The sequence below is a fragment of the Blastopirellula marina DSM 3645 genome (assembly GCF_000153105.1).
GTDB lineage: Bacteria > Planctomycetota > Planctomycetia > Pirellulales > Pirellulaceae > Blastopirellula > Blastopirellula marina.
On record NZ_CH672376.1, the window covers coordinates 1943145 to 1969721 of the forward strand.

The window sequence follows — 26577 nt, forward strand, 5'->3', positions numbered from 1 at the left end:
ATCAGCCGTAATGGCGTCAAGTTTTAACTTAAGTCGGTAAGACACGTGGTCGAACCCGATTGTTCGCCAAAATCGCCCATTTCGCCAAATGGATCGCTTGAATAGGCGTTCGTTCTCGAAGGCGAAAACTTGACAACTTGTTGGCGAAATAGCTACCATAAGGGGTGAAGGGATGGGGTTTACTCTCCCGTGTCTTCCCCTGCCGCCCGCTCCTGGGTCATCCCGCTCTCAGATCGCTTCGTGCGTTTTGCGCTGGGTGATCGAGTTCCCGCCTAATAGTCAGCACCTGAGATGCCTACGATCCTGCCTACCTCCTGCGCGCTCATTCAACGCCTTTTTCAGGCGTCGCTGGGGATGTTCGCAGTTTTGCTGCTCGCTAATAACGCGTGGGCTGAGCAGCCCCATGGCGCCGTGATCTTCAAAAAATTGTGCGTCGACTGTCACGGTGAGCAAGGCGAAGGAGTCGCAGGCGCCGCCGAAAACGCGCTGCGCGGGACCAAATCGATTGCCGAACTCGCGATGGCGATCGAAGAGACCATGCCGGAGGATGATCCAGAGTCCTGTGTCGGCGAAGACGCGAAAGCCGTTGCTCAGTTCATCCACGAAAAGTTCTACGCGCCCCATGCGCGGGAGACTTCCCCTTCGCGGATCGAACTGGCGCGTCTGACGGTCGATCAGTACGACAACACCATCGCTGATTTGATCGCCAGTTTTCGCTGGGTTCCAGATCCGAAAGAAAAGCGAGGGCTAAAGACCGAGATCTATAGGAAACGAAACTTCCAGGATCGCGCGCTCGAACGGATCGACTCGAAGATCGACTTCGACTTTGGCGCCGGTACGCCGGACGAAAAAGTTACCAACGCCGAACAATTCGCAGTCCGCTGGCAAGGGACCGTGCTGGCCGAAGAGACCGGCGATTACGAGTTCATTCTCACCACCCAAATTGGCGCGCGGTTGTATGTCAATAAAGATCGGACGCCGTTGATCGATCAATGGGTCGCGTCACGGGGCGAGCCGAAAGAATTCAAAGCTTCGATTCGCCTGCTCGGAGGGCGTCCTTACCGCTTGAAGCTGGAAGTCTACAAATTCAAAGATGACGCCGCGTCAGCTCGGCTCGAATGGAAGCCGCCGCGCAAGGCTCGTGATTTCCTGACCGCGCGCAATCTCTCGCCCGAGTTCGCGCCGGAGTTGTTCATTTCGTCCGCCAGTTTTCCGGCGGATGACGCCGTTTCGGGCTACGAACGCGGCGTCTCGGTCTCGAAGGCGTGGGACGAAGCGACGACCAGCGGCGCGTTGGAAGCGGCCGGTTATGTGGTCGAACATCTGGATGAATTGGCGAAAACGAAGCCCGACGCCGACGATCGACGCCCAAAAGTGATCGAGTTCTGCGGCAAGTTTGTCGAGCGAGCCTTCCGTCGTCCGTTGAGTGATGAAGATCGGGTTTTCTTCGTTGATGAGCAATTCGCCGGCGAGATGGCGCTCGAAACGTCAGTCAAACGGTGCGTCTTGTTGGCCCTCAAGTCTCCTCGGTTCCTGTACACGAACTTGGAGAACTCGCCGCCGGATCGGTATGACGTCGCGTCACGATTGTCGTATGCGTTATGGGACACGATGCCGAGCGAGCATCTGTTTCGCGCGGCGAAAGAGGGCTGGATCGCCAAGCCGGAGCAAGTGCGCAGCGAAGCCGAAAAAATGTTGAAAGATCCGCGCGCCAAGGCGAAGCTGCACGACTTCTTTCATCATTGGCTGCAATTAAACGAGAAAGAAGGGATCGTCAAAGACTCCCACGTCTTCCCTGAGTTCAGCGAGCAGATCGCATCGGACCTGCGGACGTCGCTCGACCTGTTTGTGGATGACATCGTCTGGAGCGACGCGTCCGACTATCGCCAATTGCTGCTGGGCGATCGTTTGTTCGTCAATCAGCGTCTGGCCAAGTTGTACGACGTTCCGTATGAAGGGGGCGACAACTTCCAGCCGATCTCGTTTCAACCAGAGCATCGAGCAGGCGTCGTGACGCATCCCTACATGTTGTCGATGCTGGCGTACAACGAGTTCACGTCGCCGATTCATCGCGGCGTGTTTGTGACGCGGCATCTGCTCGGACGTTCGCTGGCGGCGCCTCCTCAAGCGACCGAGTTCAAAGATGGCGACTTTCATGCCGGCATGACGATGCGAGAAAAGGTGTCGGTTTTGACCGAACCAGCCGCGTGCCAGGGATGCCATCAAATCATCAATCCGCTTGGTTTCAGCTTGGAGCATTTCGACGCGATTGGGCGTTATCGGCAAACCGAGGGAGAACGCCAGGTCGACGCGACCTCCGAATTTGCCACGGCGGTCGGTGAGACGATAAAATTAGAGGGCGCACGCGATTTGGCCAGGCACATTGTCGAGAGCCGCTCGGCGCATGGCGCCTTTGTCGATCAGCTGTTTCATCATTGCGTCAAACATCCGATCAACGCCTATGGCTCGACAACGCGTGACGAATTGGTCACGTCGTTCGAGCAATCGAATTACAATATACGCAAGTTGCTTGTCTCGATCGCCATGGTCGCTGCGACGCACACGCCTAACGAAGGGAACGCAGAACATGTCGCGTCTATCTAGACGAGAGTTCGTTCGCAATTTGGGAATCTCCTCAGCCGCATTGCCGCTGTTGGCGAATTTGCCCAGCCTCGGCATGGCGGCCAGTCCCGATCTGCGCAAGCAGCGCATGATTGTAATGTTCAGCCCGAACGGGATCATTCCGGACGCCTATTGGCCCGATAAGGTCGGCGAGGATTTCGCGCTGAAAGAAATCATGGCGCCGCTCGAGCCTTACAAGAGCAAGACCCTGGTCATGAAGGGGGTCTGTGATCGCGTCCGCGGCGACGGCGATAGTCACATGCGCGGCATGAGCTGCCTGCTGACCGGTATCGAGCTCTTTCCCGGCAACATCCAAGGAGGATCGCATACGCCTGCCGGTTGGTCGCGCGGTTTGTCGATCGACCAAGAGCTGAAAGAATATTTGCAGGCGCAAGAATCGACCCGCACTCGCTTTGGTTCGCTGGAGTTTGGCGTCAACGTTCCGGACCGAGCCGATCCTTGGACCCGCATGGTCTACTCGGGACCCAACAATCCAGTAGCGCCGATCGATGATCCGTACCGCATGTTCCAGAAGCTGTATGGTCAGGTCAAAGATCGCGAAAGTCTGCAAAGCGTGCTTGATAAGGTCCGCATCGATTTAAAACGGGTCGAACGCTACGTCAGCAGCGAAGACAAGCAGCGTCTCGAAGAACATGCGTCCTTCGTGCGCCAGATGGAGCAAGAGCTAAAATCAGCCGGTGAAGAAAAACTGGCCTTGGAAGCTCCGATTCAAGAGCCCGGCGTGCAACTGAAGAATGACAACATGCCGACAATCAGCAAGATGCAGATGGACTTGTTGGTCAATAGTCTGGCGAATGACGCCGCGCGGGTCGCAACGTTGCAGTACACCAACTCGGTCGGGCAAGCGCGGATGAACTGGATCGGCGTTGACGACACGCATCACGAACTGTCGCACAAGCCTGACAACGACGAAGACGCCAAGCAGAAGTTGATCAAGATCAACGTCTGGTTTTGCGAGCAACTCGCCTATCTGGTCAAAAAGTTGGACGAGACGCCGGAGCCTGGCGGAGACGGCACGCTGCTCGACAACACGACCGTGATTTGGACCAACGAGCTAGGAAAAGGGAACTCGCACACGTTGGACGACGTGCCGCTGGTGCTGGTCGGCGGAGGACTTGGGTTCCGCATGGGACGTTCGCTTCAATTCGATCGGCAGCCCCACAATCGCCTCTGGATTTCGTGCGCTCAAGCGATGGGACATCAGGTCGAAACCTTCGGCAATCCCGACTTCTGCAGCGGGGGCGCTTTGCCCGATTTGACGTAAGATGCGACCTCGACAAAACGCCAAATGCAAAGCCGCTTGGATCCCAAGCGGCTTTTTTTACGCCGTTTGCGGATTGGTCGGACCGGAGATTCGCTACGATCGCGCTGATCCGAACCATTTCTCACCGCAAGAAAAGGGGTGCTAAGTTTTATCAATTGCGCTATTGAAGCGAATCACGGCTCGGCGACGAGTCGGACGACGAAACTAGGGGTAGAACGTCGTGATCCAAAGAAATCCGCTGTGGCGGACCTATAGGCGTATTTTATGCGCCGCAGTTTGTGTAGCCTCGCTGCTGTTGTTTTTCTCGGCGAGCGTCTGTGCCGCCGATGGAAGCGATGATCGCGAACCGCTGCGGTTTGGCATGTCGACCGCATTGACGGGGCCCATCGCTGACCTGGGGATCGAAATGCATCGCGGCGTTCTCGCGGCCTTCGCCGAAGCGAACGCGTCCGGCGGAGTCCGGGGCCGCAAGTTGGAACTGATCGTATTGGATGATGGATACGAGCCAAGCGAAGCAGGCCCCAATGTCCGCCGACTCATCGAAGTGGACCAAGTGTTGGCGATCGTCGGCGATGTCGGAACGCCCACGGCGATCGTTGCGGCTCCGATCGCTCGCCGATCCGGCGTTCCTTTTATCGGAGCGCTCACCGGCGCCGGCGTTTTGAGAAAGACGCCTCCGGATCGATACGTGATCAACTTTCGGGCGAGTTACGCCGAGGAGACGTCGGCGATGGTTGATGCGCTCGTCGCAGCAGGCATTCCTCCGAACGAAATCGCGTTCATTACGCAACGTGACGCTTACGGCGACGCCGGTTTTTCGGGAGGAAGCGAGGCGCTCAAACGCCATGGCGTGGCGCAAGAGGGAAAAATCGCCCATGGCCGGTACGAACGAAACACCATGGCGGTCGAAGGGGCGCTAGCCGACTTGATCCTGCATCAACCGGCCCCGCAAGCCGTCATCCTGGTCGGCGCTTATGCTCCCTGTGCAAAACTGATTCGCCTGGCGAAGGAATGCGATTTTCCGACGCTGTTTTTGAGCGTTTCGTTTGTCGCGCCCAATTCTTTGGCGGCGGCGCTGGGGGATCAAGCGGACGGCGTGGTCGTCTCGCAAATTGTTCCTGATGTCCATGGCGCCGCTCCGATCAATCGGCAGCATCGCGCGGCGTTGGCCCAACTGAAACAGCACGAGGCGGCGCCGACGCCGATCTCGCTCGAGGGCTATATCGTGGGTCGCATGCTTCTCCTGGCGCTGAAACGTATCCCCGGTGAGATTGATCGCGAAGCGATCGTAGTCGCTTGCGAAGGACTGGGTAGTTTTGATCTGGGGTTAGGCGTGCCGCTGCGACTCTCCAGCGACGAGCATCAAGCGAGCCATGCGATTTGGGCTAGTCGAATTGAAGGGGGCGAAGTAAAGCCGATGGAATGGTCGGACGTTCGCGCCACGAGGGGGAAGCAATGAAAAACAACTTCGAAAAATCGAGGAATCACTCGGATGCCAGAAGATTGGTGTGGCTTTTGACAGGGGTCGGTTTGATCGCCGGCCTGATCGTCTTCTGCGTGACTGCGCCGACGCTGCAATACATCCAATATCAATACGAATCATCCACCGCCCAACGAAATCGGATTGATGCGGCGATCGCCGAGATTGACCGGAATTTGGTCGATGGCCGACGCGACTTCGCCGAAATCATCTTGGCGCCTGAAGGGCAGGGAACGCCTGCGAGCGATTTTGTGAAGATTCAGGATGAACCATGGTTTTTAGAACTGCGCAGCGCAGTAGCGGACCTGCGAAAGGATCCTGATTTTCAGGGCTCTCAGGAAGTCCGGCGACTCACTGAACTGTTACGGCGAATTCCAGAGATGCATCTCGAAGTCGTCTCTTGGTCGAAGTCCGTTGCCGCCGCCGAGTTGGAAACGTCCAAGGCGCAAAGAAAGACGCAAGAGGCGCTACACCGGATTCGCGCCTATTTTGACGAGATGGAAGGAAAACGTCGCTTAGACTTAGCGCTAAAATTGCGAAAGCATGCGCCCAGGTCATCTGCTGGCGTGACGGTGACGCATGATGATTTAGTCGAAAGCTTTCGTGACGCTGCAGAATTTGAAGCGATCGCCAACGAGTTGATGCAGTTAGCCATCCTGTGCGAAAAATTAGCGGCTGAAAACGACGTCGATCAGCTGGTCGATTTGAAAGACAATGATCTCAAAGCGGCGTTTTCACGTTTGGAGCACACGCTGCAGCGATTTTCAGGAGATGAAGAAGCCGTCAGCCAACTTGCGATGGCGCTGCGCGAGGCGCTATTTGGAGCAGGAAGCGTTTTTGACGACGCTCATCAGACCATCCATCCCGGCGATGGAGGGTTTTACGTCTGGCAACGCGAAGAATTGTTGGGCAAACAAGAGCAAGGTCCCACGTTGCGGCGAATGGAAGAAGCGTTTAACTCGTTTCGTCCTGTTTTAACGGACTTGGAGACGCGCTGCGCCAAAGTCGCCGAGCAACAGCGTCGACATGCGGACTTGGCCGGCATGATCGCCTGGTCGATTATGATCGTGATCGGCGTTATCTGCATCTGTGCGTTTGTCTTTTTGGCGCGGCGCATCGCCGGAATCATTACGCAGCAAATCGAAGATGTCGAGCGAAAGTCATCGGAGCTGGAGATCAAAAACTCCGAAGTTCGCCTGTTGCAAGACGTCGCTGAAGCGGCGAACAAAACGGCGTCGCTGGCTGAAACGACCGAGTACGTCATGCGACGATTCGCCGAACATTCCGGCTTTCTATTGGCGATTGCGACATTCACCACCGAACGCGGGGCGCGACACGTTGTTGCGACCGAAGCCTGGCGAGAAGCGGGTTTGCCGATCGAGCCGCTGGTCGTGTCTTGCGGCGCCGATCGATCGGCGAAACTGTCGGTCCGTCCTCTTGTATTTGATGGTGACGACCGACTCTCGCAGGATGGAGGCGGACACCGCAGCGGGATTGCGATGATGATCCGGCAAGATGCGTTTTTCGTCCATTGTCATTTTTTGTCGCCCGGCGTCGAGCAGCCTTCTCCGCGGATGTTGCGACTCGCGGAGCATGCCGCCACACGCTTGAGTCAAACCTTGGAACGCGCCCAGGCGAACAGTCGTCTGCAGGAGCTGAATAGCAAATTGATCGATTCGGCGCGGCATGCCGGGATGGCCGAAGTCGCTACCGGCGTGCTTCACAACGTGGGCAATGCGCTCAACAGCGTTAATACCTCGCTGTCGTTCTTGCGAGAAAGTACGACGCAGTCAAGCATTGACGATCTCCGCAGAACGCTCGATTTTGTCACCAACCAGTCCGGCTCGCTGGAAGAGTTTATGACCAGTCATCCGAAAAGAACGTTGATTTTTCCGATGCTGTCAGAGCTCGACGCGCGTTTGCAAACGGAGAAGGAAACTCTGCTTGCCGGAGTCGAAGATTTGCGGCGACATGTGGATCACATCAACAAGATTGTGGCCGTTCAACAATCGCTGGCTCGGGTTCAATGCGTGCTGGAGCCGACCGATTTGACGCAAGTGCTGACCAAAGCGATTGAATGGCAAAGTGATGCGCTGCGGCATCACCGCGTGGAAATCGCCAGCGACTTTTCGGAACTGCCGTTGTTGCAGTTGGACAAACATCGCATTTTAGAAATCTTTGGCAATCTGTTGAAGAACGCGATTGAATCGATTGTCGAAGCGCAGGCGCCGCAGCGTCGGATCCATGTCTGCATTCGTCAATTCCGAAACGATCGCGTCGCGATCGAAGTCAAAGACTCTGGAATCGGCGTGCAGCCCGAGAACCTAAATAACATTTTCACGTTTGGCTTTACGACCAAGTCGAATGGTCACGGTTTCGGCTTGCATGGCGCGAGTCTTTCAGCCAAGCAGATGGGAGGCCGTTTGGAGATCGAAAGCGATGGCATCGGCCACGGCGCACTATTTCGAATCGTGTTGCCGTTTGTGCCGGTCGCAGAAGAAGCGTTGGTTTAGGAAAACTTGGACATGGCGTTAGATAGCCGATTCCCAAACGGCAGGCTTGATCGTCGCAGCGCGGCGCTGCTGGAGCGCCGCTTCTCGTTGGTAAAAGCTGGGGTGGAGCCACTTCGCTTGTTCCAAAGGGATTGCCGCCGCGACGCTCAGTTTACGCAGTGCCGTCGCGAGCAAAGAAGTCGCTTGATCCCCGTAGATTGTGCGCAGATGCGCCGCCGCCCACGCGTCCGCTTCCAGTTCCATTCGTCGCGATTGCCGCGGCGTCGACCAGATGTAGTAAGCCGACAGCACGCAAGGAGCCGACGCTTCTAGCAACGTCAGTTGCAGACCTTGGGGGGCGAGCCAAACGGACAGCCAATACCGTGTGGCCAGAACGACCGCCGCTGGGACGACGATCGCAATCAGCCGCCGCGCGACATGCCGTAAGCGGAGATGCCCCATCTCGTGGGCGATCACGGCCTCTAACTCTCGGGAAGTCAGCGCATCAAGCAAGGAGGTCGAAATCACCAAATAGCGAAACGGCGGGACGCAGCCGAGCAGCGCCGCATTGGTGATCCCGGTGCTTGCGGGCCAAACCAACAGCGGCGGCAAGTTGCGACCAAATTGCGAACGCAAACGTCGGATCAAATCGGGCGAATCGACCGGCGTTAGTCCCCAACAGCGGCGTAAAAATTCGGGATAGACGACGATCAGAACCGTCACAATCAAAGCAATCGTCCCAACGCCGCTATCGCTTGTCGGGCCCGCCAGACCGCCCCAGCGAGCGGCCGCCGATCCCAGCCAGACCGGACCACAAGTCAAAGGAAGCGACAGGCGAATTTCGGCAAGCGCCCGGGGTATTCCTTCCGCTTCGGAGAGCATGGCCAGGCGCGAGATGATCGCCGGCAGTAAGAGCGCCGCTTCGCGCAAAAAGGGAATCTCTCCCACTGCAGACGCATCAACGATTCCGCCCCAATTGCCGGGCCAGAGCATCAGCAGCGAAGTTGCGCCCCAGCAGATTTCGGCCAACAAGCTGCGTTTGAAGCTACGCGCAATGCTCCATTGAAACAGCCCGAGCGCCAAGCAGACCATCCAGGATGCGAGCGGCTCGTCGACCGTCTCCGTCGGGCGAGCGAGAAGCACAATCGTGCAATAGACGAGTATCTGTAAAAGCATGGGAAGCGCCGTTGTGAGGAGGAACTTCCATGGTAGTCGCCCAGCTTTGCGTCGTACAACGAAAAGCAAATCAGCAACCGATCAAGCCGGTTGTAGCAGATGTGCAGTCGTTCTCGTGCCTATAACTTGCTGTAGCGGACCAGGGGAACTACTTGGTCGCTCTCGCCATCCCTCACGAATAAAGATTTGGTATCCTTAGCAAAGTAAGAAAAGACGTGCGTCCAGACGCACCCTATGGCCGGTTCTTGCTGGAAGGATCAATGACGGACCTCGCAACATTCGCTACCGATACTCCCCGCTTCGTGCGCCATTTGCTCGATTCGTATCGCCGTTGGGTGGGTGTCGAACTGATAGAGCGAACCGGGGCCGAACAAACCGATTTAGAGCAGTTGTTCACGTTGCCGGTGGTGGTGGTTTCGCACGACGCGCAAGCCGATCCTATTTTCCAATTTGGGAATCAGACAGCGCTTGATCTATGGGAACTGAAGTTGCCGGAGTTTTTAAAGATGCCTTCACGTTTGACGGCGGAGCCGCTGCATCGAGATGAGCGTGCGCGCTTGCTGCAAAGGACCGAACGGGATGGCTATGTCGACGACTATCGCGGCGTTCGCATTTCCAGTCGCGGTCGCCGCTTCTACATCGAGCAAGCGACCATCTGGAACATCGTCGACGAAGCGGATACCTACATCGGTCAGGCAGCTACATTCGATCACTGGACGTTTTTGAAAGATCAAGAGACGCCGTGATGCGGTTCTATCCCGAGATGGTGACTTTTTCCGGCTCTTGTTTGGGAAGCGGTTTCGGATCTTTCTTCTCGGGCAACGGTTCTGGTTTTTTGTCCGACGCTTTCTCCTCTTCGTAGTCGACCAGATCGGCTTCAGCTTGGCTGTCGGTCATCGCGGTCTCGACCTCGTCCGATTCGTGCTCCGCATCCGCGAGATGTTCTTCGCGAAAGTCAAAGGGAGCGTCGTAATCGACCGGGATCGGGCTATCCTCCACTTTGCGGAAAGGATTGGGGAGCCCGATGTTGGAGCCGGCGAATTGGGCCCGGTCGTAGATGTTGCCCCCTTGAAACGGACCGGCGCCAAGCAACCAGGTATCCTTGGCCGTTCCCAGCGATTGGGCGATGCCTGATTGCCAAATCGGTTGCCGCGTTTCGCGATGATAGGCGAAGAGTGCGATTTTGGCGCCGCCGATCGTATTGCTCTTTTTGGCAAATGCGATCTCTGGAATCGTCGGCAACGGAGGAGCGGTCGGAAAGAGCGATGCGGCCGAACTAACGGCGTTGCTCGAGGGAATGCCGTAGGTGACGGTGTGCCCTTCGGTCCCTAAGGCGCCGATGCGCGCTTCGACCACATAGTCCGCGTCGGCGGCGGAATCTTGAAGCAGACAGCCGGCGGCGTTCATTTGCTGCCGAATGGCGCTGGTGATGTATTCGGCGTTGACGAACCCGGCGCCTTTGACGTTTTGCAAATAGCGGGGATCGAGATAGACCTTTTCATCGCGCAACGGTTGAAAGTCGATATCGGCGATCGCCTCGTCGACGGCGTGCGAACTGACAAGTTGCTCAGTCAGCGTTCGGTTGGATGTCGTCCCGCAACCGGCTGCTAGTAGCAAGCCGACCAGGAGCGCGCAGCCGCGGATTGCGGCGAGAAATTGGAAGCTGGCGGCCATTGCGAAATGCGTGTCATAGGTGGGTGGAGGGAAGTGAGGCGGGAAGCGTTTGGTAGGAGGAACAACAGCGAGCTTGGATCGGTGGTGTTGCCTTGCATGCGAACTATAGGAAAAGGGGAAGTTCGGCGAAACCGCAATTTTGTGAAGATATCACGCGAAATTGGCTTGATTAGGAGGCGCTTGCTGCCTGTCGCTGCCGGAACATCGGACCTATAATGAGCGGTTTGTATCCGAACGAACCTATTTCCATCGTGTGTGCCGAAAACGTGGCGACCGACTCCGCTGAACCGACTTGGCTTCCCTATTTTCAGCTGTTCCGGCTGCCGAATCTCTTTACGGCTTGGGCCGACATTCTGGCGGGATACCTGGTTGTGACGCAGTTTTCTGGCGAAACGGCCAGTTTGACGCCGTGGCCGGTCTTTTTGTGCTTGGTGGCGGCCTCCAGCTTGATTTATTCGGCCGGAATGGCCCTCAATGACTATTACGACCTCGAGCAGGATCGCCGCGAACGTCCGCAGCGTCCGCTCCCTTCCGGCCGCATTTCACCGCGGTTGGCCGCTTGGCTCGGTTATCAGTTTTTGCTGATCGGCGTGGTGCTAGCATCGGTCGCCGGCTATTTGTATTCCGACTTGGCGGCGATTCCCTGGCGCGGGGGGCTGGTCGCCGTTGCGTTGGTCGCCTCGGTCTTGTTGTATGACGTTGGGTTAAAAGCGACCGTTTTTGGCGCCGTCGCGATGGGAGCTTGTCGGTTTTTTAATCTGCTGTTGGGAATGAGCTTGGCCGGCGATCTGCCGGGCGACGCGAGTTTCTCGCTGGTCGGATACGATATCGGGCAGCTGGCCTTTGCCGGCGGAATCGGCGTCTATATCGCCGGCGTGACTTGGTTTGCGCGAAGCGAAGCGAAAGAAAGCTCGCGGGCGATGCTGATCTTTGGTTTTGTGGTGCTGGTCATCGGTCTGGGGCTGTTTGTCGCTGCGCCGCTAATGGGCTCTTCGATTGTCCATTTGCGGTCGATGACGACGTTTGGGTGGTGCGGCTTGATGACTCTGTTGGCGATTTCGATCATCCGTCGCTGCGTCATCGCCATTGCCGATCCCTCCCCAGGCAATGTACAAGTGGCGGTAAAGCAAGCCCTGCTGTCGCTGATCACGCTGAACGCGGGCTTAGTGCTGGGGGTTTGCGGGGCATTTTGGGCGGTGATCGTCGCTTTGCTCATTGTGCCGATGCTGTTGTTGGGCCGCTGGGTCTATTCGACGTAAACTAACAAAGACGGTCGCCGGGCAATTTTGGCAGGGGAAACGTCGACGCGATGCAAATGAGATGAGCATGCGGATTGGCTACAACACGAACGGCTTCGCCCATCACGACCCGCTTGATGCGGTCGACGTGCTGGCCGACTTAGGCTACGAAAGCGTCGCGATCACCGTCGATCATGGGACGCTGACGCCGTTCGGCAATACCTACATGGCCGACCGTCAGGCCGATCATCTCGCCGGGCTGCTGCGCGAAAAGAACATGACGTGCGTCGTCGAGTCGGGCGCCCGCTTTTTGCTCGATCCCAAACAGAAGCATGAGCCGACCTTGGTCTCTCCGACCAAGCATGGCCGACAGCGCCGTTTTGAGTTTATCCGTCACTGCATTGACGCCGCGGTCAAATTGAAAGCTGACTGCGTATCGCTTTGGTCGGGACGTTTGCTCGACGACGTGAACGAAGCGGCCGCAATGGGACGTCTGGTCGAAGCGCTGCAGCCGGTGATCGAATATGCGGAGTTGCACCAAATGCCGCTCGGCTTTGAACCTGAGCCCGGCATGTTTATCGACACGATGGATCGTTTCGCTCAATTGTGCGACCGTGTCAAATCCCCCCTGTTTCAATTGACGCTCGACATCGGTCACTTGCAGTGTCAAAACGAATTGCCGCTCGGCGATTTCATTCGTCAGTGGGGCTCGCGGATCGTCAACGTGCATCTCGAAGATATGAAACGCGGCGTCCATGAGCATCTTCCCTTCGGCGAGGGGGAGATCGATTTTGGCGAAGTCATCCAGGCGCTGAGGGATGCAGATTATCAAAAAGGCCTGCACGTCGAATTAAGTCGCCATAGCCACGAAGCGCCGACCATCGCCGCCAGATCGATGCAGTTCCTGCGTCCGCTTGTTCATCCACTCTCGTAAAAACGACATTCCCAACCGGATCGAGATCGCTCGTTATGCCTGACAACGTCGTACTACTTTCGCTACCCGGACTGGCGCCGCAAGATTTGACGCATATGCCGCAACTGTCGGCGCTGGTCGCCGAGGGAGATCGCGCCCCTTTAGCGGCTAGTTTTCCGGCGGTGACCTGGCCCGTTCAAGCGAACATGCTGACCGGGCAATTGCCGGTCGATCACGGCGTGACCGCCAACGGGTTCTACTGGCGCGACACGCACAAGGTCGAAATGTGGACCGCCGGTAACGAGGCGATCCTGCAACCGCAAATTTGGGATCTGCTAAAGAAGCATGATCCCGAGCTCCGTACTTCGGCGTGGTTTCCGATGCTCAGCAAGCGGAGCGGCGCCGACTACGTCTGCATGCCGGCCCCGGTCCACAACCCCGACGGCAGCGAGACGATGTGGTGCTACACCAAGCCGTCAGATCTGTACGGCGACTTGCTGAAAGAGCTGGATGGCTTTCCGCTGCACCATTTTTGGGGCCCCATGGCCAACATCAAGTCGAGCGCCTGGATCGCCGATTCGGCGGCAATGGTCGCCGAGAAGTTTCAGCCGCATTTCTCGTTCATCTATTTGCCGCATCTCGATTACGCTGCTCAAAAGCTAGGTCCGCAAAGCGACGCCCATCAGCAAGCCGCGGCCGATATTGATGAAGTGATCGGCAAGCTGGTCACCAAGATGCGCGCCGCACTCGGTGACGACACGCTGTTTTTGATCGCCAGCGAATATGTGATCGTGCCGGTCGACCATGTCAGCTATCCCAACCGCATCCTGCGTGAAGCCGGCCTGCTGCAAGTTGAACAGCGCGAAGATGGCGAACATCTGGATCTGGTCCGGAGCGACGCTTGGGCGCTGGTCGATCATCAGTTCTCGCAGGTCTACGTCAAAGACGCCCAACCGAGCGTCATTCGCCGCGTGCAGGAACTGTTCCAAGGCGCCGAGGGAATCGCCGAAGTCTTGGCGCTCGAAGAACGGGCCAAGTACCACATGGATCACGAAAGAGCAGGGGAGGTGATTCTCGTTTCAACTCCCAACAGTTGGCAAGCCTACTACTGGTGGATCAACGACGACCTGGCGCCGGGCTTCGCCCGCAAAGTCGACATTCACCAAAAGCCAGGCTACGATCCGGTCGAAATGCACTTTGACTTCGCGACGAAGAGCATCCCCTTAGATGCGACCCTAGTCAAAGGCTCGCACGGAGCCCCGGTCAAGTCAGAGATGCAGCAAGGCGTGTTGTTATCGAGCCAGAAGGGAGTATTCGCCGAAACTCCCTTGGCCGATACCGATGTTTGCGACATCGTCCTCCGCCAGTTTGGCGTCTAAATCCAATCGCCAGTTCTGACCTAGCTGACCAATTTGTCGGGTCATTCCGATCTTAATGATCAGAATGACTCGGCTTCTCGGTTTTGCGGGCTGTCCGTTTTCGCTTGGATCCTGCAGCGACGTACGTTATTGCGTACATTTCCATGCTGTAATTAGTCGGGCGACACAACGGGAGCCCTCGGTGCCCCAAGAATTCGAGAAAACCTACGAGTTTCTAGCGAGATCAGGCAACGCAGCGGCGACGCCGGTGTTGATCGCCGCGTTGCGCAGTGAAGCGATCGACATTCGCGACGCTGCATTCGCTGCGATGTTGCAGCGGTCAAGTCGCAAAGCCGAAGCCTATTTCTTGGAGCATTGGGAGACGCTGCCCGACGCTTGGCGGATGAAGATCAAGCAGCAGATGGGCGCCATGACGACGATCTTGCGCGAGCATCTGCTCTCAACGTCGCGTCCCGACTGCGAAAAAGCGTCGGCCATTGCGTTGGAGTTGGAAGACTTTGATCTCTTGCGCACGCTGACAACAGCGACCGAAGACAAGAACAACGAGAATCGCGACATCGCCGGACGCACGCTGGTGTCGCTGGTCGATCGATTGCGCAAGTTGCTGGATGAAGCGACCGACGCTCGCAAACGGAATCTAGTGTTGTGGCGCGGACGCGCCATCGAAACGCTGGAGGATTCGATGCGTCGTTGCAGTACGCACCAATCCGAGGAGATTGTCGAGTCGTTTTTGATGCTGACCAGTCGCGAACATCCGATGTTTCGGCATCTGTTCGATACTCCCACGTCGCAGGTTTACAAAATCGCGTTGGCGATTCTAAAACGAACGATGCGACCCGCGATTGTGCGGCTGATCCTTAGCGTTTTTCAAGAGACGGCTCCTTGCGCAACGCTGTTGGGCGCCGCCGCTTGGCGCTGTGACGCGGGGTTCGTCACGCAAATGCTCGATTTCTTTTCCGGAGGGTTTAGTGAAGTCGAACTTCGCAACATCAAGAAAATCTCGCGAGTTGGCTGGAGCGACGGTCAGTGGGAGTTACTCGCCGGTCTCACGGGGCGACAGCAAGAAATCGCGCTGCAATTTTTGATCGCCAGCAGCCAAGAGCGGGATGCGGTTTTCGCCGTGATCCACTTTTTGTTGACCCAAGGAAAGTCCGAGGGACGGCTGGCCGCGGTCGAAGCGCTCGCCAGCGATCGAGGCGCCGTCGCGAGTCAGTTGATTATCAATGCGACCACCGATGAAGATCCCGAGGTCGCCGCGGCTGCGCTGCGGCAATTGCGCCATCGCGGAATCCCCGGTTCGCTCAAGTATTTACTCGCGCAGCTCGACAGCGAGCACGAAATTGTCCGTCTGGCGGTGCGACAATCGCTTGAAGAATTCAGTTTCGCCAAGTATCTCGCCGCCTTCGATCTGATGGCGGATGATCGCCGTGAGACGACAGGTCATCTGGTTCGTAAAATTGACGAGCATTCCGACGACTTACTCCGAACTGAACTGACCAGCGATATGCAGTCGCGCCGCCGTCGTGCGATTGAAGTGGTCGAGTGCCTGGGAATCGCCGCAGAGATGGAGCAACCGCTGTTGCAGTTGCTCCAATGCGACGACTATCTGATTCGCGTTTCGGCCGCAAATGCTTTGGCAGTTTGCAAAAGTGACAAAGTGATCGCCGGTCTGCGCGAAGCGCTGCTAGATCGGAACGTGCGCGTGCAAGAGGCGGCGGAAATGAGCCTGCAGACGATCGCCGAGAATCGTCTTACTTCGCCGCCGCCAAGCCGGCGAGCGAAGTCTCCCGCGGGAGAAACCGAATGAACATCCTTTGGTGCGCACTCACGCTGCTGGCTCAAGAGCAAGCCACTTTTCGTAATCTAGGCGATCGATTTCGTCCTGGCTCGGCATCGATTGACGTTGGTCAACTGTTGCTGTTGGCCGCGTTTGTCTTGTTCGCCGTGATCGGTTTATGGTATTTGCAGAAGCGCTTGAGCGCCAAGGGAGACGAAGGGACCGACAGTCCACGACGACTTTTTCAGGACCTGTGCCGGATTCATGAACTCAGTCGCGACGAGAGCAAATTGCTCTCGCAAGTGCCGCGACAATTAGAATTGGCCGATCCAGCGTCGCTCTTCGCCGATCCAACCCACCTGGTTATCGCGGTTCGCGCGGCCGAAGATGATGCGCTGCGTCATCGGCTCGAGCATCTCGGCGTGCGACTCTTCGGCACGCTGATGTTTCGCCGTCACCTGACGCATTGTCCGCAGTTGTAAAACGCGACAATGCTTCTCATCGTAGTCCGAAACGCCTGGGTTGAGGCTGCGTTTTTCGAATCAAGCGAACACCAGCCAAAGGCGCAAGCCGATGGAATGGGGGCGACGATCCCAACTTGGATTGAAGTGACGAGCCGCATTCCATCGGCTTGCGCCTCTGGCTAGTGTTCTGTCCCGTCGTCTTTTGCTTACGCAGCCGGCTACCAAGAGCAGGTCGATATAGTTCGAAATAAAAAAGAGCCGCACTCGTGTTGGGGAGTGCGGCTCTTTTCGATAATTCTGCGTCGACTGTCTTCGTCTTAGTAAGCGCTGTTGGGACGACGCGGTTTGAAATCACGTTCGCGTTGGGCTTCGGCTTCCAGTTCTTCCAACCGGGTCGTTTTGCCCAAGCGGACCAAGCGTTCGGTGTTCTGCCAGCCCATGCGTTCTTGCAGGCGACCGACTTGGATCAATTCGACTCCGCGGCGGCGAGCGGTTTCTCGCATTTGCGAGTAGGCGGTCAGGACGGCGGCGGCGGTCTTTTCGGTGGGCTGTTCGCCGTCGATCAGGTAACGCACGTCCGGCGTGATCTCGCCTTTGACGTTTCCTTCACTGTCGACCCAGGCGGCGACTACTCCGCCTGACCCTTCGATCATGCCTCGCAGTTCGTCGGTGTCGTCTTCGCCATCTCCATCCAGGTCAATCATTCCGACCATCGCGAATTTTTGAACGGTTCCCGGCGACCAGATCGGCGTGAAGATCTGATCTCCCGGCATGATCGGGTTGGTCACTTCTTCTTCGATGATACGACCTTCCGCTTCGTGAGCGTCGTTGATGCGGGTGATTTCGATCTTCCCCTTCACGGTCGCCAACGCGATGTTGACTTCCCCCTTTTCAAAGATGCTGAAGGTCATTTGCGGGCGAAGCAGGTCAGCCGAGCCGAGGTTGATCCAGATCGTATCTTCTTTCTGATTGACCCAGATGATGCGGCCGTCGGCGACATCGCCGACTTTCGGTTCTTTGCTCTTCAGGATCGCGTCTTTGGCTTCTAGCGTGGTGAACAGTTCGTCCCGTTCCTTGTTGGCCGCTTCGACTTGCTTCTTGCTGCCGTCGATTGTCTGAGCGATCGTCCCTTGCAACTTCACTTTGTCGTCTTGCAGTTTGGCTTGAGCGGCTTCGAGCGACTTGCGATCGTCGGCCATCTTCTTTTCGGCTTCGGCTTGGGCGGCCAACGCATTGTCGCGTGCGGTGTCGGCTTCGCTCAGTTTCGTTTGATAGGTGGTCTCGAGGGCGACCTTCTCAGCACGCAGCGCGGTGTTGGCGCGGAGCGAATCGGCGAGTTGCTTCTCGAGCTTGATCACCGACGCTTGCATCACGGCCGGAACCTGACGATAGTTTTGCACGGTCGGGGCCGCGGCGCCTTCGTCGGCGATGAAGGTCTTCATGTCGTCGCCAAACGCTTTTTGAACATCTTCCATCGGCGTTTCTTCGCTATGGCCGATCATCACTTTCAGCTCATTGCGTTCGGCCAAATAACTGCGAGAACGAGTCGCTTCTTCCGTCGCTCGCGTATTCGCCGCTTCGGCGTCGAGCTTTGACTTGTCATTCGCGGCATAGAAGACATACGTGGTGATGCCGAGCGCTGCGACTAACAGGACCAGTAGAATCACGGCGATCTGAAGACCTTGGCTCTCTCGCGCTGCCATATCGATAAACTCCTTGCAGGCGGCCAATGGTGTGACGCCGCCAAATTGTCGTGATTAGCTCAGAACTGAATAGCGTAATTCGCCTAATGACCGTTTTCTATGTGCAAGCCGTAGGCCATCCGCAGAATTGCTAAGGAAAAGTGAGGACCGCGAAGGCGAAGAGGATCGCCTGAAGTCCAAAGGTCGATTGTAGTTAGCGAAAATTACGGCGTCAACGAATTGGCCAAGTTCGTCGGAACTATCAAGACACCGGCGTCGCTTTCGGGCATCATGACGTCGCACGGCGGCAACATCGCGTTTTGCCGGTTGTTCGTAACTCGGTTCACCACAATAATCTCCGCGTCTTTACCCCTCTCTCAGGAATGCTTCGGGAATGGCCAAATCCAAGTCGCAACAATCTCTGCTTTTTGGCGGTGACTCCCCTCCAGAAGCGGCGCCAAAATCCCCAGAGGCGCCAAGCGAGCCCCGTCAGCCGCGCCCGTCCGGTCTCGCGGGGTTGGCCGGAGCGAACGTTTGGGTTGTTGATTCGCACTCGTTAATTTATCAGGTATTCCACGCTTTACCCCCGATGACCAGTCCCAGCGGCCAACCGGTATCAGCGGTTTACGGCTTTGCCCGCGACTTGGCGAACCTATTGCGCGAGAAGAAGCCAGACTATTTGATCTGCGCGTTTGATCCGCCGGGCGGCACGTTTCGCCATGAATTGTATGTCGACTACAAAGTGACCCGCGAAGAGATGCCGGTCGATCTGCGTGCGCAAATTGGCTTGATCCGTCGCATGCTGGAAGCGATGAACGTCGCGATTCTGGAACTGGTGAACTACGAAGCGGACGACGTGTTGGCGACGGTTGCGACCATCGTCGAAGCCAACGGCGGCGATTGCACGGTCGTAACGTCGGACAAAGATTGTCGGCAACTGATCAGTGATCGTGTCCGGATGTTCAACGTCCGCAAGAACGCCTTTTACGACGCCGACGCGTTGATGACCGATTGGGGAGTTCGCCCCGATCAAGTCGTCGACTTTCAATCGCTGGTCGGCGACTCGGTCGACAACGTCCCCGGGGTCGCGCTGATTGGTCCCAAAATCGCGAAAGAACTGCTGCAAAAGTATGAGACCCTTGACGCCGTGTTGGACAACGCCGGCGAAATCTCCGGCGCCAAACGCCGCGAGAACTTGATCAACGGCCGCGCCATGGCCGAGCTGAGTCGCGAGTTGGTTCGCTTGGTTCGCGATGTGCCGATCGAGATTGATTGGGACGCTTGTCGGGTTCATCCCATCAATCAAGAGCAGGTGCAAGAGCTCTGCCGCGAGTTTGGCTTTCGGACGCTGGCCCGGGAGATGGCCGCTTTTCAAGTCGAAGCTCCCGCGGCCGATAAGCCAGAGTGGATCGCCAACTATCAAACGATCGACACGATCGAGAAGCTGGACGCATTGGTCGCCAAGTTGGCGGACGTCAAACGGCTTTCGTTCGATACCGAGACAACTTCGACCAATCCGCGGTGGGCCGATCTGGTCGGCATTTCCTTCTCATGGGATCAGGGAGAAGGGGTCTACATTCCGATTCGCAGTCCCGAGGGAGATGTGAAGCTGGACGAGTCGCTCGTGTTGGAAAAGCTGCGCCCCATTTTGGAAAACTCGGCGATCGAAAAGGTCGGTCAGAATTTGAAGTACGATCTGGTCGTGCTGCGCGGCGTCGGCGTCAACGTGCGGGGAGCGTCGTTCGACACGATGGTCGCACATTATTTGTTAGAGGCCGGCGCGCGCTCGCATGGACTCGACGAATTGTCGCTCCGCTACTTGCAGCATGAAACGGTCAAAATTTCGGAGCTGATCGGAACCGGAAAAAATCAAATCCGGATGGATCAGGTTCCGGTTGACAAAGTTGGCTATTATGCCGCCGAAGACGCCGATATTCCGCTCCGGCTTGATCCGATCCTCTCCGAACGAATCGAAGCCGAGGGACTGGGGGATCTGCTGACCGATGTCGAATTGCCGCTGATCGACGTGTTGGTCGAGATGGAATTTAACGGCATACGCGTTGATGTAGAGCGGTTGAACGAGTTGAGTCGTCAGTATGGCGAACGGATGGAAGTGTTGGAGCGGGAAATCTATCAATTGGCAGGCCGCGATTTTAATATCAATTCGCCCAAGCAACTGGGGACGGTCCTGTTTGACGAATTGAATCTTCCAGTGATCAAAAAGACGAAGACCGGCCCCAGCACCGACGCCGAAGTGCTGGAGCAACTGGCCAAGCAGCATGACATGCCGGCCAAGATTGTGCAGTTCCGTCAATACGCCAAGCTGAAGGGAACCTATGTCGATGCGTTGCCGGTGTTGATTTGTTCCAAGACCGATCGCGTGCACACGTCGTTCAATCAAGTGGTCGCCGCGACGGGACGCTTGAGTTCGAACGATCCGAACTTGCAAAACATTCCGATTCGCACCCAAGAAAGTCGCGAGATTCGTTCGGCATTTATTCCGGGCACGCCTGATTGGAAACTCCTATGTGCCGACTACTCGCAAATCGAACTGCGCGTGCTCGCCCACTTCTCGGGCGATCCGGCGTTGATGGAGTCGTATCAGAAGAACGAAGATATCCATGCGCGTGTCGCCAGCGAAGTGTATGGAGTGCCGTTGGATCAGGTGACGTCAACGCATCGCCGTAGCGCCAAAGCGATCAACTTTGGCGTTGTCTATGGGCAAAGCCCGTTTGGGCTGGCGAAGTCGCTAGATATCGACAAAGACGAAGCCTACGGATTTATCGACGCCTACTTTAAACGGTATCCCGGCGTCGACGTGCTGATGGAGCAGATTTTGGTCGACTGCCAGCGAGATGGCTATGTGCGCACCATTTTGGGCCGTCGCCGCGCGATTGATGGGGTTCGCACGGCGGACAAGCGAGATCGACTCAAACGGCAGCTGACCATGCCAGAGCGGACCGCGATCAATACGGTAATTCAAGGATCGGCCGCCGATATCATCAAACTGGCGATGCTCCGCGTGCATCGTCGGCTCGAAAAAGAGGGATCCCCGGCCAAACTTCTGCTGCAGATCCACGACGAACTGGTGTTTGAGACGCCGCCTGAATATCTGGAACAATTGGCGCAATTGGTCCGAGAAGAAATGGAATCGGCGCGAAATCTGGCCATTCCGCTCGTCGTGGACATCAAAAGTGGGGACAATTGGGCCCAGTGCGAGCCGCTTTTGTAGCTCGACTGGGTGGATCGAGTTGACTTGCCGGAACAAGTGTCCAGCAGGAGATACCGGTACAATTACGTCCAGTACGATAGGGGGCCCGATCGTTGGTCGCCGCTAGGGTAGACCGCTGCTCGCTTGGGCGCCGGCCGCAAAGTGAACGGATCGTGGATCAGGATCTCGCCGAGAGCGGAAGATGAAGGTAATCGGAATCTTAGGGGGAATTGCGAGCGGGAAGAGCACCGTGGCCTCTCTGTTTCGAAATCGGGGCGCCGTCATCGCCGATGCGGATCAAATGGGGCACGAGGTGCTAAGGGATGAGGCAACGAAGCGCGAAATCCGGGAAAAATTCGGGAGCGAAGTATTCCAGATCGACGGGGAAGTTGACCGCCGACAATTGGCGGCAAAAGTATTTGGAGGCGACGATCTCAGCCGTAAGCAACTTGCTGAGTTAGAAAAAATCACACATCCTCGAATTAAAACTCGTCTCCAAGCACTTATCCAGACAACAATGGATTCCCCTGGAGGTCCCCCTCCGGCGTTGATTATGGATGCAGCCCTGCTAGTGAGGGCCGGCTGGTCCAGTATTTGCGATAATCTCCTATTTATTGACTCTCCGCTTATGGACCGGCTCCAGAGATCCCGCCAAAGGGGGTGGAGCGATTCCGAATTTAACGCCAGAGAGGCAGCTCAGGAAAAATTGGAAGAGAAGCGAGTTTTATCCGATTACATAATTCGTAACGGCGGTGATCTTGCCCAGCTCGACGAGCAGGTCGAACATTATTGGCGAGAACGCGTCCTTACTCCTACCTCCTGATGCTTTTCTTGCTGTTCATTAAATATTGCAATTACGACATCCCAGCCCGATTTCGCGGCTTGCCGATTCGCCTGCCGAATGTCCCATTTAGGGGAAACCAAACCACTTTTGAAATGATGCGTGGGGGCGACAAATCGCCTAGCTTCGACAAATGTCGTTAGGACCGCTAATTCTCGAAACAGTAACACCTTAGCGTGTTTATTCGAGTAGCGATTCTCGACTCGTCGACGATGCGGCGATCTGTTACAACGGAGGTAACTCGTCTCCTCCCAAGCAAGGCGAATGCCGAGCCGAAAACCCATCCAGCTCGACTTTAGTCTTCCTATAAAACTCCGCACACGGCGTCTTTTCGGGCGTCGTCCGGTTCGTCTTTTCTTATCTTGGAGTTCAGTTCCATGCCTCATCGAAGCAGCGGAACAAAAAATCAGAATCATGATTCGCGCTCAGGACAGCCCAAATTTGGGGCTGGCATCCTGCCCGAATCAAGTAATAACCACGAGCCCAGTGCTCGTAATCCGAAGTCGGAAGGAACAGACGCAGTGAATGAGTTACGTCGGCTTGATGTCGATGACGACGCCGAGCCTATGTCGCTGGCCGAGCAATTGGTCAGTCGGTCGCGCCGTCCTCAGGAGGAGGACGCGGACGATCAACGTTACGAGAAGGTAAAGCAGGGCGAGATCCATATCGCCGAACTGCAAAAAATGTCGATGAACGAGCTCATCGAAGAAGCCCGCAAAGAAAACCTGGGCGAAGTCGCCGGCATCAAACGCCAAGAGTTGATCTTCCGCATTCTCAAAGAACGCGTGAAGATGAACGGCCTGATGTATGGCGAAGGGACGCTGGAGATCTTGCCGGATGGCTTCGGCTTTTTGCGCAGCCCAGACTACCACTACCTCTCTTGCCCGGACGATATTTACGTTTCGCCGAGCCAGATTCGTCGCTTCGGCATGAAAACCGGCAGCGTCGTCTCGGGGCAAATTCGTCCGCCGAAAGAAAACGAACGCTATTTCGCGCTGCTGCGCGTCGAAGCGGTCAACTACCAAGATCCGAATATCGCCGCCAACAAGGTGCAGTTCGACGATCTGACCCCGCTGCATCCCGACGACCGGATTCGGATGGAGTCGGACGCCGACGAAGTCGCAACGCGCGTGATCGACCTGATCGTCCCGATCGGCTTCGGCCAACGCGGTTTGATCGTCAGTCCGCCGCGCGCCGGCAAGACCGTCTTGATGCAAAAGATGGCCAAAGCAGTCCTGAAAAACTATCCCGACGCCTACGTCATCATCTTGTTGATCGACGAACGCCCGGAAGAAGTGACTGACATGGAGCGTCAGGTCAAAGGCCCGAATTGCGAGGTCATCAGCTCCACCTTCGACGAACCGCCGTCGCGCCACGTGCAAGTGTCTGAGATGGTGATCGAAAAGGCGAAGCGGATGGTCGAGTACGGTACCGACGTGGTGATCTTCCTCGACTCGATCACGCGTCTGGCTCGCGCCTGGAACTCGGAATGCCCATCGTCGGGCAAGCTCCTCTCCGGCGGACTCGACGCCAACGCGCTGCAGCGTCCCAAACGGTTCCTCGGTTCGGCTCGCAAGGTCGAAGAAGGGGGCTCGCTGACGATTATCGCGACGGCGCTGGTCGACACCGGCAGCAAAATGGATGACGTGATCTTTGAAGAGTTCAAAGGGACCGGCAATCAAGAGATCGTGCTTGACCGCAAGTTGGTCGACCGCCGCGTTTGGCCGGCCATGGACATCAACGCCAGCGGCACGCGCCGTGAAGAAATGTTGATGGATCCGGAAGAGTACAAACGGGTCTGCATCTTGCGTCGCGTCCTGAATGACATGAATTCGCCCGACGCGATGGAGTTCCTGTTGTCTCGTTTGAGCAAAACGAAGACGAACGCCGAATTCCTGATGAGCATGAATACCAACCGCTAAGGGGCGTTTTCGCCCGCAAACGATCCAACGCCCAGGCAATAATCTGGGCGTTTTTTCGTTGGACTCAGCGGCGTTTTTTCGTTCGGCGGTTTGCCGGCGCTCTCAAAGCGTCAAGTTTTTCTACAATGGATCTCCCTTCCAGCAATTTTCCGTGGAGGAATCGTTATTTTGGTCCGGATTTATCGCGGTGAGCCGCTGGGCGAAGCCGTACGCGTCGCGATCGTCGTCGCTCGCTACAATGAGACAATTACGGGGAAGCTCTGCGAGGGCGCTCTGACCACGTTGGCGGCCCAAGGGGTCGTTGAGGACGCGGTCGAAGTCGCTTGGGTTCCCGGCGCATGGGAACTGCCGGTCGTCGCCGCGCGATTTGCGCGGAGCGGGCAATTTCATGCGGTGATCTGCCTGGGCGCGGTCATCAAAGGAGAAACGACCCACGACCAATACATCAACAGTCAGGTGAGCTCGACGCTGGGGCAACTCGCTCTGGAGTGCGAGCTGCCGATCATGTTTGGCGTGCTGACGGTCAACACGCTCGAGCAGGCGATGCATCGCGCCGGCGGAAATGTGGGGAACAAAGGGAGCGAAGCGGCGGAAGCGGCGCTCGAAATGGTCCATTTGATGAAACAACTGCCCCGCGAAGAATAGTTCTCCTTGACGCCGTGGCGGATACTCACTTTTTTCTGTCGAAACCTCAGTCATGTCGAAACGTAGTCGAGTTCGTGAAGTTGTCCTGCAGATCCTCTATCAAGAGGACCTCAATCCCGAAGCCGACATCGGCGTCTCGGAGCGGTTTTTGCGTGGACGCTTAAAACATACCGAAGATCTGGTCGCATTCGGCCGCTCGTTGTTGGTCGGCGTGCGCCTGCACCGCAAAGCGATCGACGCCAAGATCGAAGCGTTCGCCGAGAATTGGAGCCTGGCTCGCATGGCTGTGACCGATCGCAACGTGCTGCGAATCGGCGCTTTTGAAATCTTGTTTTCCGAAACGCCTGACCGCGTCGCGATCAACGAGGCGGTCGAGTTGTCGAAGCGTTTCGGCAGCAAGCATTCGCCGCAGTTCGTCAACGGTCTGCTGGACCGCGTTTTAAAGTCGAAGCAGACGGCCAGCTAACTGCGCGTCTCGTCTGGTGAGAAAACGATAGGTCCGTTGAGGTAAACATGGGATTGTTTAATCCATTCAAAAAGTCAGAAGAGCAACCCGCGCCCCCGGCCGAAGAACAGCCGTCCGGCTTTTTCTCGCGGCTCAAACAAGGGCTCGTCAAAACGTCCCGGGTGCTCAACACCGACATTCGTGATCTCTTCAAACAGGAAGGGCGCCTGGTCGATGATGAGTTTCTGACTGAGCTGTACGCGATCCTCGTCCGCACCGACATGGGCGTCGGTCCCGCCGGCAAGATTCGCGATCAGGTGAAAACCGACTTTCGCGGTCGCGTCGTCCATCTGTCCGAAGTGCTGACGACGGTCAAAACCGAACTGGTCGCGCTGATGCAGCAACCAGAGACACCGATTCAATTCGCCGAGTCAGGCCCAACCGTCGTGATGGTCGTCGGGGTCAACGGTTCCGGCAAAACGACCTCCATCGCCAAATTGGCCTCCTATCTAAAGTCGCAAGGCAAAAGCGTCGTGCTGGGCGCCGGCGATACGTTTCGCGCCGCTGCGGTCGAGCAACTGTCGATCTGGGCCGATCGCCTAGGAGTCGACATCGTCAAAGCAGAGCAGGGGAGCGACCCCGCGAGCGTCGCTTTCAAAGCGGTCGATTTCGCGCTGCAAAACAACAAAGACGTCGTGATCTTAGATACCGCCGGTCGTTTGCAAACGCAGACGAATCTGATGAACGAATTAGACAAGATCCGCCGCGTCGCCGGCAAAAAGATCGAAGCCGCGCCGCACGAAGTCTTGTTGGTCCTCGACGCGACCGCCGGACAAAACGGGATTAGCCAGGCCAAAGGTTTCTCGGAAGCGGCCCAGTGCACCGGCATTATCCTGACCAAGCTGGACGGCACCGCCAAAGGGGGCGTCGTCGTCCCGATTCGCCAAACCTTTAACCTGCCGGTCAAGTACATCGGCGTGGGGGAAACGCCGGAAGACTTCGCCCTGTTCAATGCCGAGCAGTTTGGCGACGCGCTGTTTGCGGACGCTTTTTGAAAAGCGGAAAGCATGGGCGAATATGGCAGTCCTTCCGAGGAAGATTTTGCACGCGCGAAGGCTGCTCGGAGGTCTTGCGATCGTGGGCTCAGCGATGTTCGCGAGCGTCTCTTAAATCGCTTTCATGGCCAAGGTGTACAAGAGTTCTTTCTCCTTTACTCTCCCGCTCGAAACTCGTTTGGCGCCTACGTATTCTACGCCGCGGATTGTGATCTTGGCAAAGCCGAATCGTCAGGCCTTTCTGCAAGGATCAGAGATTTCGTCTTTGAAGAACTG

Annotated in this window: 20 protein-coding genes; 16 read left to right on the plus strand and 4 right to left on the minus strand. The window is 56.7% G+C overall.

Features of this window, described 5'->3' with window-relative positions:
* Positions 1–354 precede the first annotated feature (354 nt).
* The 4 genes from DSM3645_RS09810 (at position 355) to DSM3645_RS09825 (ending at position 7900) form a co-directional block, all read left to right on the plus strand.
* Positions 355–2604, plus strand: coding sequence for a DUF1592 domain-containing protein (locus tag DSM3645_RS09810; RefSeq protein ID WP_161603318.1), 2250 nt, complete (start codon positions 355–357; stop codon positions 2602–2604).
* Positions 2588–3907, plus strand: coding sequence for a DUF1552 domain-containing protein (locus DSM3645_RS09815; protein WP_040351742.1), 1320 nt, complete (start codon positions 2588–2590; stop codon positions 3905–3907). The genes DSM3645_RS09810 and DSM3645_RS09815 overlap by 17 nt, the downstream gene beginning before the upstream one ends.
* Positions 3908–4127: 220 nt before the next feature.
* Positions 4128–5366: an ABC transporter substrate-binding protein gene (locus DSM3645_RS09820; RefSeq protein ID WP_237564789.1), complete on the plus strand. Its 1239-nt coding sequence runs from the start codon at positions 4128–4130 to the stop codon at positions 5364–5366.
* Between the two features lie 47 nt (positions 5367–5413).
* Positions 5414–7900, plus strand: coding sequence for a sensor histidine kinase (locus DSM3645_RS09825; protein ID WP_161603319.1), 2487 nt, complete (start codon positions 5414–5416; stop codon positions 7898–7900).
* Between the two features lie 18 nt (positions 7901–7918).
* Here DSM3645_RS09825 and DSM3645_RS09830 read toward each other — a convergent pair whose 3' ends face one another.
* Positions 7919–9055, minus strand: coding sequence for a M48 family metallopeptidase (locus tag DSM3645_RS09830; RefSeq protein ID WP_002651984.1), 1137 nt, complete (start codon positions 9053–9055; stop codon positions 7919–7921).
* Between the two features lie 260 nt (positions 9056–9315).
* Here DSM3645_RS09830 and DSM3645_RS09835 point away from each other — a divergent pair, with 260 nt between their 5' ends.
* A complete protein-coding gene (locus tag DSM3645_RS09835; protein WP_081444781.1) occupies positions 9316–9801 on the plus strand; it encodes an MEKHLA domain-containing protein in 486 nt (161 codons plus the stop codon).
* Positions 9802–9808: 7 nt separating this feature from the next.
* Here the strand turns inward: DSM3645_RS09835 and DSM3645_RS09840 are convergent, their stop codons facing one another.
* On the minus strand, positions 9809–10729 hold the full coding sequence (locus tag DSM3645_RS09840) for a DUF6655 family protein (RefSeq protein WP_002651986.1): 921 nt from the start codon (positions 10727–10729) through the stop codon (positions 9809–9811).
* 215 nt (positions 10730–10944) lie between these two features.
* Here DSM3645_RS09840 and DSM3645_RS09845 point away from each other — a divergent pair, with 215 nt between their 5' ends.
* From DSM3645_RS09845 to DSM3645_RS09865, 5 genes are all read left to right on the plus strand, one after another.
* Complete coding sequence (locus DSM3645_RS09845; protein ID WP_002651987.1) at positions 10945–11988, plus strand: UbiA family prenyltransferase; 1044 nt, start codon at positions 10945–10947, stop codon at positions 11986–11988.
* A 61-nt stretch (positions 11989–12049) separates the two neighbouring features.
* Positions 12050–12901: a sugar phosphate isomerase/epimerase family protein gene (locus DSM3645_RS09850; protein WP_002651988.1), complete on the plus strand. Its 852-nt coding sequence runs from the start codon at positions 12050–12052 to the stop codon at positions 12899–12901.
* A gap of 35 nt (positions 12902–12936) precedes the next feature.
* On the plus strand, positions 12937–14259 hold the full coding sequence (locus DSM3645_RS09855) for an alkaline phosphatase family protein (protein WP_002651989.1): 1323 nt from the start codon (positions 12937–12939) through the stop codon (positions 14257–14259).
* A gap of 181 nt (positions 14260–14440) precedes the next feature.
* Complete coding sequence (locus DSM3645_RS09860; protein WP_002651990.1) at positions 14441–16066, plus strand: HEAT repeat domain-containing protein; 1626 nt, start codon at positions 14441–14443, stop codon at positions 16064–16066.
* On the plus strand, positions 16063–16518 hold the full coding sequence (locus DSM3645_RS09865) for a hypothetical protein (protein ID WP_002651991.1): 456 nt from the start codon (positions 16063–16065) through the stop codon (positions 16516–16518). Before DSM3645_RS09860 ends, DSM3645_RS09865 begins: the two co-directional genes overlap by 4 nt.
* A 299-nt stretch (positions 16519–16817) precedes the next feature.
* Here DSM3645_RS09865 and DSM3645_RS09870 read toward each other — a convergent pair whose 3' ends face one another.
* Both DSM3645_RS09870 and DSM3645_RS31630 read right to left on the minus strand, forming a co-directional pair.
* Positions 16818–18203: a hypothetical protein gene (locus DSM3645_RS09870; RefSeq protein ID WP_040351744.1), complete on the minus strand. Its 1386-nt coding sequence runs from the start codon at positions 18201–18203 to the stop codon at positions 16818–16820.
* 203 nt (positions 18204–18406) lie between these two features.
* A complete protein-coding gene (locus DSM3645_RS31630) occupies positions 18407–18529 on the minus strand; it encodes a hypothetical protein (protein ID WP_261339558.1) in 123 nt (40 codons plus the stop codon).
* Positions 18530–18603: 74 nt separating this feature from the next.
* Here DSM3645_RS31630 and polA point away from each other — a divergent pair, with 74 nt between their 5' ends.
* From polA to ftsY, 6 genes are all read left to right on the plus strand, one after another.
* Positions 18604–21414, plus strand: coding sequence for a DNA polymerase I (gene polA, locus DSM3645_RS09875; protein ID WP_390072398.1), 2811 nt, complete (start codon positions 18604–18606; stop codon positions 21412–21414).
* Positions 21415–21595: 181 nt separating this feature from the next.
* Entirely contained in the window at positions 21596–22216 is a 621-nt protein-coding gene (coaE, locus tag DSM3645_RS09880; protein ID WP_002651996.1) for a dephospho-CoA kinase, read from the plus strand.
* A 395-nt stretch (positions 22217–22611) separates the two neighbouring features.
* Entirely contained in the window at positions 22612–24156 is a 1545-nt protein-coding gene (gene rho / locus DSM3645_RS09885) for a transcription termination factor Rho (protein ID WP_002651997.1), read from the plus strand.
* Positions 24157–24324: 168 nt separating this feature from the next.
* Positions 24325–24801 (plus strand): 6,7-dimethyl-8-ribityllumazine synthase, encoded by a 477-nt coding sequence (gene ribH, locus DSM3645_RS09890; RefSeq protein WP_002651999.1) that lies wholly within the window; start codon positions 24325–24327, stop codon positions 24799–24801.
* 52 nt (positions 24802–24853) lie between these two features.
* A complete protein-coding gene (gene nusB / locus DSM3645_RS09895; protein WP_002652000.1) occupies positions 24854–25267 on the plus strand; it encodes a transcription antitermination factor NusB in 414 nt (137 codons plus the stop codon).
* Between the two features lie 47 nt (positions 25268–25314).
* Complete coding sequence (gene ftsY, locus DSM3645_RS09900; protein ID WP_002652001.1) at positions 25315–26301, plus strand: signal recognition particle-docking protein FtsY; 987 nt, start codon at positions 25315–25317, stop codon at positions 26299–26301.
* Positions 26302–26577 lie beyond the last annotated feature (276 nt).